At 41.5% G+C, this 10,234-nt stretch carries 5 protein-coding genes; 3 read left to right on the top strand and 2 right to left on the bottom strand.

What is annotated here, in order from left to right:
- Nucleotides 1-393 precede the first annotated feature (393 nt).
- The 3 genes from DP117_RS31795 (at nt 394) to DP117_RS31780 (ending at nt 5,672) form a co-directional block, all read left to right on the top strand.
- On the top strand, nt 394-3,807 hold the full coding sequence (locus DP117_RS31795) for a HEAT repeat domain-containing protein (RefSeq protein ID WP_339381093.1): 3,414 nt from the start codon (nt 394-396) through the stop codon (nt 3,805-3,807).
- Between the two features lie 126 nt (nt 3,808-3,933).
- Nucleotides 3,934-4,305, top strand: coding sequence for a zinc ribbon domain-containing protein (locus tag DP117_RS31785; protein WP_169222170.1), 372 nt, complete (start codon nt 3,934-3,936; stop codon nt 4,303-4,305).
- A gap of 194 nt (nt 4,306-4,499) precedes the next feature.
- A complete protein-coding gene (locus DP117_RS31780; protein ID WP_169222169.1) occupies nt 4,500-5,672 on the top strand; it encodes an aminotransferase class I/II-fold pyridoxal phosphate-dependent enzyme in 1,173 nt (390 codons plus the stop codon).
- 228 nt (nt 5,673-5,900) lie between these two features.
- Here DP117_RS31780 and nblS read toward each other — a convergent pair whose 3' ends face one another.
- Both nblS and purD read right to left on the bottom strand, forming a co-directional pair.
- Nucleotides 5,901-7,814, bottom strand: a complete 1,914-nt coding sequence (gene nblS, locus DP117_RS31775; RefSeq protein ID WP_169222168.1) for a two-component system sensor histidine kinase NblS — start codon at nt 7,812-7,814, stop codon at nt 5,901-5,903.
- An 814-nt stretch (nt 7,815-8,628) separates the two neighbouring features.
- Nucleotides 8,629-9,918: a phosphoribosylamine--glycine ligase gene (gene purD / locus DP117_RS31770; protein ID WP_169222167.1), complete on the bottom strand. Its 1,290-nt coding sequence runs from the start codon at nt 9,916-9,918 to the stop codon at nt 8,629-8,631.
- Nucleotides 9,919-10,234: the final 316 nt, after the last annotated feature.

Below are 10,234 nucleotides of genomic sequence, written 5' to 3'. Positions count from 1 at the left end.
GCCCCCACCTCCCCATCTTTAAGGCGATCGCCTTTGAGTGATTGTCAGATCACTAAAATTACCCTAAACTTAGGAAATATAATTAAGACTAATGCAGCAAACGCGGAAATCATAAGGGCAGTTTTTTAACTCCTAGATTCTGATGGAATGATTATAATTCCCTTCACAATGTGCTCGTAGTCAAAAGCTCAGCGATCCTTTTTGAATTCAAAATTCAAAATTCGCTCGTTCAAAAATCAAGATTTTTTTTTTAATTGATCAATTCGGGTACGAGCCCCTTCATTCATGAATGGAGATATAAAAAGCGCAGCAACTTTATTCAAGCCCCCGAATTCATTCGTGGGGTTTTAATTTTGAATTTTGAATTTTGAACTTTGAATTTGAGCGAAGCGAGTGACGAGTGATATGCTGAAATGGTTAGTTGACTGGGTAGCAACAAATTCTGTTGGACTTGTTGTCAAAATTATTCTCAACGAAGAATTCGCTAAAGATTTAGCCAACAACTACGCAAAAGACTTCTTCAAATACGACTTCAACAACGTCGTCACAGCCCTTGCTGAAAAAGAACAGCTTCAAAAAGCAATTGCTAAAGCGCTGAAAGAATTTCTACAACTGGTAGAAGAAGAGTTAAAGTTTTGCAGACTCTCGGATGAAGAAATTCAGAAATTCGCTCAACCACTAAAAATATTTATATATGACAAATCTGTTAAAGAAGTTCTGAGTCAAGCGTTTGATGCTCATTGTGATTCTCTAGATGATCAAACTCTAGAAAAAACATGGCAAATTCTTAAACTACCATCAATACCTGCTAAATTTAACTGGCAACTCGTGTCAGATAGTTATCTGAGGAAAGCTCAACAAATCCTCTTTGAATCATACGAGTTACGAAATATCTTGATTTCCCAAACGCTTCATGTTGAGAATAAGGATAAACAGACACGAGAAGTTCTAAATTTTTATTTAACTCAGTATCAAGAGTCAATTCGCGATCGCTATACCAATCTCAAATTAGAAAACTTAGAGACGAGCAGTTACGTCCATAAGAAATTCAGTTTATGGCGAATGTTTATCCCTCAAAATGTGCGTGAAGTTCATCATATCTTACCACAAATTTACGAACTACCAAAAAAACATCTCCAACGACTGCGAGAAAACAATCAACTAGAAGCAGAAGAACCTGTACAAGAAGAATTAGAACGTCACAAGCAAGATTATTTGAAACAGCCTGTACGTTCAGTTATAGATATTATTCAGGATACTGTTGAGGATACCTATCCCACTTCATACCCCCTGAGAAATAAAGGAAATGGGAAGTCAAAAATTGTGATTTTGGGTAACCCTGGTTCAGGGAAATCTACACTATTGCAATACCTGGCGTTAGATTGGGTAGAAAAAATACTTGAGGATAAAGATTTTCATCTGAAGATTCCGTTGCTCATTGAATTACGCACTTACATACAGCAACGAAAAGAGAAAGAATACAAAAACTTTCTTGATTTTTTTCATGAATATAGCGGTGCGATCGCTCATTTCGATCAATCCAAATTGCAAGAACAACTAAAAGCCGGTAACGCCTTAGTCATGCTTGATGGTTTGGATGAAGTTTTTGAGCTTGAGCAGCGAGAAGATATCATTAATAATATTCAAAGTTTTACAAATGAGTATCCAGATGTGCAAGTGATTGTCACTTCTCGCGTCATTGGCTACAAGCCGCAACAGTTACGAGATGCTGATTTTAGGCATTTCATGCTGCAAGATTTTGAACCAGAACAAATTCAAGATTTTATCAATCGTTGGTATTGTCATAGTTTGACAGAAAATCTTGATGGAGAAAACAAAAAACAGCGACTGCAAAAAGCGATTGACACATCACAAGCAATTGCAGAACTTGCAGGGAATCCTCTGTTACTAACAATGATGGCAGTTCTAAATCATAACCAAGAACTGCCACAAAACAGAGATGAATTTTATAATCAAGCATCGCGTGTTCTGCTAAATCAATGGAATGTGCAATCTACTTTGGTGGAAGACGAGGTGTTAGACTCAAAAACAATAGACGTTAAAGACAAGCAAGCAATATTACGTCGAGTTGCTTACCATATGCAAACCAGTGAAAAAGGTTCTGCAGGCAATTTGATCAGCGCGAAAGATTTAGAAAGTATTTTGACTGAGTATTTAAAAACCATAGAAGTTGAGAAAGCAACAGTTATTGCAACTGGAATGATAAGTCAACTACAGACTCACAACTTTCTGTGTTTCCTGGGCGCAGATTACTATGGTTTCGTTCATCGGACATTTTTAGAATACTTCTGTGCTTGGGAGTTTGTTTGGCAGTTGAAAGAAACCCAAACTCTGAAAATGGAAGAACTCAAAACAGAAGTTTTTGGTAAATACTGGGGAGATGAGACTTGGCATGAAATTTTGCGAATGATAGCAGGAATGATAGAACAAACAAATGTTCGCGAAATCATTGAAGATTTAATCGGGCAAAATGGGGAGTCTGAGAAATTTAGCAACTTGTTTTTGGCGGCTAAGTGTCTTGATGACTTGAAAAATAGAACAGTCACGAAAACCGCTCAAAAATTACTGAGTCGCTTTAAAGAGTTAACCAAAAATGACTCAAACAACAATGATAATTCCTCGTTTGATTTTCTTGAGAAAATGCTGATTCAGGAAATTCATACTCAGGCGATCGCCCTGGTGACAACAACTTGGAAAGATGAACCCAATACCTTAAACTTCCTCAAATACTTTGCAACTACTGATGAAAATTGGAATATACCAGATACAGCAATTCAAGAATTCGCCAAGGAGTTCAAACAGAACCCCGACACCATAGACTTTCTCAAACATCGTGCGACTAGCGATGATTCTGAGTCTGTGCGACGTGCAGCAATTCAAGAACTCGCAAAGGAATTTAAAAACAAACCCGACACCTTAGACTTCCTCAAACACTGCGCTACCACTGATGAGAGTTGGAATGTTCGACGTGTAGCCATTCAAGAATTAGCAAAGGAGTTTAAAAACAAACCCGACACCTTAGACTTCCTCAAACACTGCGCTACCACTGATAAGAGTTGGAATGTTCGACGTGTAGCCATTCAAGAATTAGCAAAGGAGTTTAAAAACAAACCCGACACCTTAGACTTCCTCAAACACTGTGCTACCACTGATGAGAATTGGAATGTGCAAACTGTAGCCATTCAAGAATTAGCCAAGGGATTTAAAGAGAACCCCGAAAGCTTAAACTTCCTCAAACACTGCGCTACCAGCGATGATTCCGAGTTTGTGCGAAGTGCAGCAATTCAAGAACTCGCAAAGGAATTTAAAGATGAACCCGGCATCTTTGAAATATTCTACAACTGCGCAGTGAGTGACTTCTCAGAGCATGGGAAAAACCACCAGCCTCATCCTCGACAAGTTGCACTTGAAATAATTATAAAGCAATATTCCAATCATCCCCAAACTTTACCATTGTTGCGCGATAGAGCAGAGAATGACTTAGATAAGCAAGTGCGGAAGTTTGCTCAAAAGAAGTTGGCAGAATTAGAAAATTCCATCTTCATCAAATATACAATCGTGATTCAATGGTCACAAGAAGATCAATGTTATGTTGTTTTCTTACCTGAGTTAACCGATGTCATGCAGCCTTGTACTCATGGAGAAACTCACGAACAAGCTCTCAAGAACGCTCAAGAAGTCTTAAAAACCAGAATTCACGCTCATAAACCCGATTTCTACCAAAAATTGTCTGTTTCGCAACCAAATACGAACAAAGAAACCGGGTTTCTAGCAGATAATGCGTAAATCCTACCCAACTCAAACTGTCTTTAATTTTGTTAGCGCAGCGGGACGCTGTCCATTTTGAATTGTTAACCCATCCTTCTCAGGAAATAGCTAAAATCAAAATGTTTGCTCTTTAACATTACGCTAGTGGACACTGGAACTTGCTCTCGCTGTCATCAACCCGTAAATTCCCAAGCTGTCACCTGTCCTCATTGTGGTACTCAGCTCAAAGCCTATGGACATCCTGGAATTCCTCTACACCGCGCCATAGGAAAAGAATCTCTCTGTGACAGCTGCACTTACCACTCTGATGATACTTGTAACTTTCCACAGCGTCCTTTTGCCAAAGAATGTATCCTCTATCAAAATATTGAGGAGAGTAAGATAGAGTTGCAGCAGCAGCGTGACGCTAAAAGCCTTGGTGCAACTGTGAACCACTGGATGAAACGCAATCAATCTTTACTTTTGCTGGTTGCTTTATTATTAGTTTGTTTGATGATTGCTGTATCTACAACTTGATTATACATCATAAAGGCACATCGCGTTACCTACTTTATCAATAACAAAGATGTTTTGCATCCATTAGGATGCTCTCTAAAGTGCGTGTACTAAGTGCATGAGTCAAAGAAAACCTCATCTATAACATCTCGTTCAGAGTGAATCTTATCAGCAAAACGATAATTCTTATACTTTAAGTTTCACAAGGAGAACAAATGTATCCATCTGCTAAGCGATTAGATGATTTTCGTATTTCTCTGATTCGTGAAATGACAAGGCTTGCAATCAAGCATAAAGCCATCAACATGGCTCAAGGATTGCCTGATTTTCCCTCTCCTCCTGAACTGATTCAGGCTGCGTGTCAAGCGATGGAACAGGGGCATAATCAATACACAAACACCTGGGGAATTCCAGAGCTTCGCCAAGCAATCTCAACTAATCTCCAAAACTTGTACGATTTATATTATGACCCAGAGGAACAAATTACAGTTACTTGCGGGGTTTCAGAAGGTATTGTTTTGGCAATGCTCAGCTTAGTGAATCCTGGTGATGAAGTTATTGTCATAGAACCGTTTCATGATAATTATCTCCCCGCCATTAATTTTGCACAAGCTAAACCAGTTTGTGTAAGGTTAGAGCCGCCTTTTTATCAACTCGATCCAGAACGTCTACGAGCTGCTTTTTCAGATAAAACCAAAGCCATCATTGTCAATACACCTCATAACCCGACTGGACGTGTTTTTACAAAGGAAGAATTAAATTATATAGCCAACCTCTGTCGAGAATTTAACGTTGTCGCTGTTACTGATGAAATTTACGATCGCATTACCTTCGATGAACACCAACACATTCCTCTGGCAACTCTTGATGGAATGTTTGAGCAAACCATAACTATTAGTGGGATGAGTAAAAGCTTCTCCATAACTGGATGGCGGATTGGCTATGTCTGTGCTCCCGCTAACTTGAGTGCAGCCATTCGGACTCTACATGACTTTACCACAATTTGTGCTCCAGCTCCTTTCCAGTACGCAGCAGTTACTGCATTGGGATTGCCAGAATCTTTCTTTAAGACTCAAAAAGAAGCATATACCATCCGACGAGATCGAATAGTCAAAATTTTAGAAAAATATCAATTTATCGTACAGCCACCTCAAGGTGCCTACTACATAATGAGTGACTTTAGTCAATACAGTTCTCATGCAGATGATTATAAATTTGCCAAATACCTGGTCGAGGAAGTCGGAATCGCCGTTGTACCAGGTTCTAGTTTTTACTCTACACCGGAACTTGGGCGAAATACAGTCCGTTGGTCCTTCCCAAAAAAAATGGAAACCTTTGATGCAGTTGAACAAAGGTTGCATCGAAGAACAGTGACCAGTGACCAGTAAACAGTAAACAATGAAGGAGTCAGGAGTCAGGAGTCAGGAGTCAGGAGCGGAGCCACCAGCCCTTCGGGTTCACAGTCGCCTGTTGTCGGGAAACCCTACCAAGAGCGCTGCTTCACCGCAGAGCCTCCGGTCAGAATAAAAGAGTTAATTGATTCTTCTATTCTGAATTCTGGATTCAGCAATACTGAATACTTCTTCAAACTGGTAACTGATAACTGATAACTGATATTACTTCTCAACATGAGACACTTGTTCATCAAACACCGCCAAGTCAAACCAAAAAGTCGTACCTACGCCAACTTCACTTACCAAATGAACTTTACTGTGATGTTTTTCCATGATATTCCTCACAATAGATAGCCCCAAACCTGTACCTTCTAGAGTGTGAACCCGGTTTTCTACCCGGAAGAAACGGTCAAAAATGGCTTCTTGATCTTCTGGGGCAATACCGATCCCAGTGTCGGAAATTTCTACCCGTACTTTGGGTGTCGGATTATGAAAGTTGGACTTTGATTGAAGTTTGTAGGCGCGGAGGGCGACTTTTCCACCAGCTTTGGTAAACTTAAGAGCATTACCAACCAAATTAGCTAATACTTGTAGCAACAAATCATAGTGACCGACGACAAGGGGCAATTGAGGTGCAACCTCCTGAATGAGTTCAATGCCTTTGTCTCTAGCATTGAGTTGGTAAGTACGTAGTGTCTGTTCAATCGCCTGCCCTAAGTCCACCCCGTTCAAGTGATAATTGCGACCAGATTCTAGCTTTGACAAATCCAAAACATCATTCACTAAACGGGTTAGTCTATCGGTTTCATGATTGACAGTGACTAAAAACTCCTTCTTTTGTTCAGTACTTAAGTCTTCTCCGTATTCGTGTAAAGTCTCAATAAATGATTTGATGTTAAATAAAGGCGTTCGCAATTCGTGGGAGACATTACTGATAAATTGGCTTTTTGCCTCGTTGAGTTCTACCTCACGGGTGATATCTTGCACAGTGATCGCAACACCTTTGACACTCTCTCTTTGCTGATCAAGAACTGTTGTTAGGAGAATGCGGATAGTACGCTTGATAGGTTGAGTCAGCGGTATACGGAATTCAGCGCTTTCACACTCCCCCGTTGCGATTTCATATAAAGGACGGGTGATTTCCATTCCTACCCCTGCTGGCAAGTGATGTAAAACATTTTTGCCCACAACATTAACTCCTTCCCAGCCAAAAATTCTCTGTGCTGTAGGATTAACTAAAATCACCTGCATACTATTATCAATAAGGACTGCTCCATCGGCAATTGTGGAAACTAGAGTTTCTAGCTTGGCTTTTTCCGCCGTCAGTTCCTCAATATTTTGTTCTTCATAGCGCTCTAAACGCTCTGCCATCTCATTAAAATTGAGAATGAGTTCCCCAAGTTCACCTCCTAGTGGTAAGTCAATTTGCTGTTTGAAATTCCCCGCAGCAATTTGTTTGACACCCACTAGCAACTCCTTAATTGGTTTGGTAATTGTCAAAGCATTAATCACCCCTCCCAAAATTACCATGACCCAAATAGAAATAAAAACGGCAATAGTGACATCGCGGGTGAAATTTGTTGAAATAACTGTAGCTGGGTTGGGGTTAATCCCAATTGCCAACACACCCAGGTATTTGCCATCCACAGTCAGTGGAACAAACACATCGGTAACTTCTCCATCTGGTGCTCGATGTTGTCGCACCATCGGCTTTTCAGCATCAGCAGCATAGTCGTCTGGCAGTTCTATGCGCCTTTTGATCGCAAGAGATGTTCCCACCTCCGGTTCCCAAAAGGGAATGCCAAAATAAATTTTCCCCGTATCATCAGCATAGAGCATATAACGCACGCTAGAAGTGCTACTGTAGAAACGTTCAGAAAATTGCGCTACCTCGGTGAGATTATCCTCAGCAATGAGTGGAGCAACATTAGCTGCAAGCAGCAGCCCAAGATCACGACCAAAGCGAGTGTCATTCAGGCGTGCATCCAGCTGAATTGTATTTATTGCCCAGAAGGTCAAACCACTCATCACCAGAGAGACCACCAAAGTGGCAGCTGCTAAAAGTTTTGTCTGGAGAGTAAACTCCGACCACCAATTGACAATTGCTTCTTTGATTGTTTTTAAAATAGCTAGCATCTTAAAAAGTGATTATGGTGCTGATAATGAGAGTCATCAGAAAGTGTATACCTTACCTGATACCTATAAGAAAGTAGGTTGAGAACCCCTCGCCTTTGGCAGGGGGACGCCAGATACCTCTGTCGGGAGGCCCTCATCAAGTACTGGCTCATGAAAACCACAACGCAGGATTTATCCTGCTTTATGTCTGGGTTTTTCCGGAATAAAAAAGTTGAAATCTGCGACAATATAATTAAGCACAACGGTAAGGGTGACGACCCATGCAGGATATCCATAACTGGACTCAAGCGGCACAAACGTAACCAATTGTAAATTGGTTCGCCTTGTGGAAAGCTCCGGGGAGGGACGCTCCCTAGAGGATAAATAAGTTGCCTGTGGAGGCGATGAGACCAGCGCTGCGGGAGGGTTTCCCTCATGTGCCACTTCTGTGTGGGGGTTCCCCCCGTTGAAGAATGTGGCGTCAGGCGACTGGCGTTAGCCCTCCGGGCGTGCGCTTTGCGCATACCCGGAGGGTCTAACGGGTATGTGAGACATGGGTTGAACATCTAGTTAAGAGCCTAAGAGACAGGAAAAAAAGGTGGAATAGCATAGTTTTAACCTGCTGTTTAACATCTTTTAAGAATCCCTCGCTTTTTAAGCAGGGGAGCACGTCAATAAAGTTTGACTTGTTAGGGCGAGGATTGTTTTGCATTCATCCCTGTCAGGAATTGAAACCACCCCAATAACTAAAAATTAACAACTTTATAGACAAACAAGTAAGGAGGAGCAGAGGGAGCTGGGGAGACAATACTTTCCTTCCCATTTCCCCATCTTCTTACCTGACTCGGTGACCAATGTCTCGTCGATAATACATTCCCTCAAAGTGAATACACTGTATCCCGGTGTACGCTTGAGCAAGCGCTTGCTCAAAGTTTTCTCCTACACCGGTAATGTTTAACACCCGACCACCATCTGTTATCAGTTGTCTCGTTCCCTCGCTCTTGCTTGGTAGTGCCTTTGTTCCAGCATGAAATACAGTGGTTCCTAATACCTCTGCTTGTTCAATACCTGTAATAACTTTTCCTTTCTCATATGCTCCGGGATAACCACCAGAAGCAGCAACAATTGTCACAGCTGCACCTTGCTTCCAAGTAATGGGTGGCATTTGAGCCAAACGTTGCTCAACACAAGCTAAAATTAACTCTTCTAGGGGTGTTTCCAAAAGTGGTAGCACAACTTGCGTTTCTGGATCGCCAAAACGACAGTTAAACTCTAAAACTTTAAAATCGCCGGAATCAGTAATCATCAACCCAGCGTAAAGCACACCTCGGTAGTCAATGCCTTTTGCTCTAAGTGTGGCGATCGCTCTTTCCAAAACTTGCTTTTGAATTTTTACCATCAACTCTGGTGTGGCAATCGGTGCTGGAGCATAAGCTCCCATACCACCAGTATTTTCCCCTGTATCACCCTCACCAATGCGTTTATGGTCTTGAGCGCTCAGTAACGGACGAATTGTTAACCCATCACTCAGTGCTAAAATAGAAACTTCTTGTCCAGTCAAATACTCTTCAATAACAACAAATTTCCCTGCACTGCCAAATTCCCCCCCAAACATGGCATCAATCGCCGCCTGTGCCTGTTGTTCCGTTTCAGCGACGATGACACCTTTACCAGCCGCTAAACCATCAGCTTTGACAACAATAGGTACTCCTTGTGCTTTCACGTAGGATTTTGCTGCTGCTGCTTCTGTAAAAACAACAGCACGGGCTGTTGGAATTCCTGCTTCCTGCATCAAAGCTTTTGCCCAAGCCTTACTTGCCTCGATTTGCGCTCCCGCTTTTGTTGGACCAAAAACTTTTAAACCTTGTGATCTTAAAAAGTCTGTGATACCTTTTGCCAAGGGCACCTCTGGTCCTACCACGACGAGAGTTATGCCTTGCTCTAGAGCACATTGGGCGATCGCCTCAAAGTCATCTACAGCCATTGGCAGGTTTTGGCAGCGTTCCATGCTTGCCGTCCCCCCATTTCCTGGTACACAGACAACTTGCTCAATTTGCTTTGATTGCAACAGTTTCCAGGCTAAGGCGTGTTCCCGCCCTCCATGACCTACAACTAAAACTTTCACTGGTATCCTCTTGGGTTTCTTGCAAGCGAGAATCCTTAATGGTGACTCGCCGTACAATTTTTTCACCAATTCTGATAATTGTGCAAGTCCCCTGATTTTCCCGGACTTACGGGATGATAACTAGCTGTCAACTATTCAGGTCAAAAGACTTACATTAAGTTTTCTGAACAAAATTGATTTTTTGCATGTTAAGTATGAGATACTACACAATAGTGCTCTCTAAACTAGAAGTACTATTTACCGTGCCTTTAAATCTAAAAGTTTATAAGGAAAGCTGGCTGAAAACCCTTGAAGAACAGGCACTACGTGCCGTATT

Origin of the sequence: Brasilonema sp. UFV-L1 (genome assembly GCF_012912105.1) — a bacterium.
In the GTDB taxonomy this organism is placed as follows: Bacteria; Cyanobacteriota; Cyanobacteriia; order Cyanobacteriales; family Nostocaceae; genus Brasilonema.
Note: the sequence above shows the minus strand (reverse complement) of the source record. Positions and strands in the feature narration are given on the sequence as shown.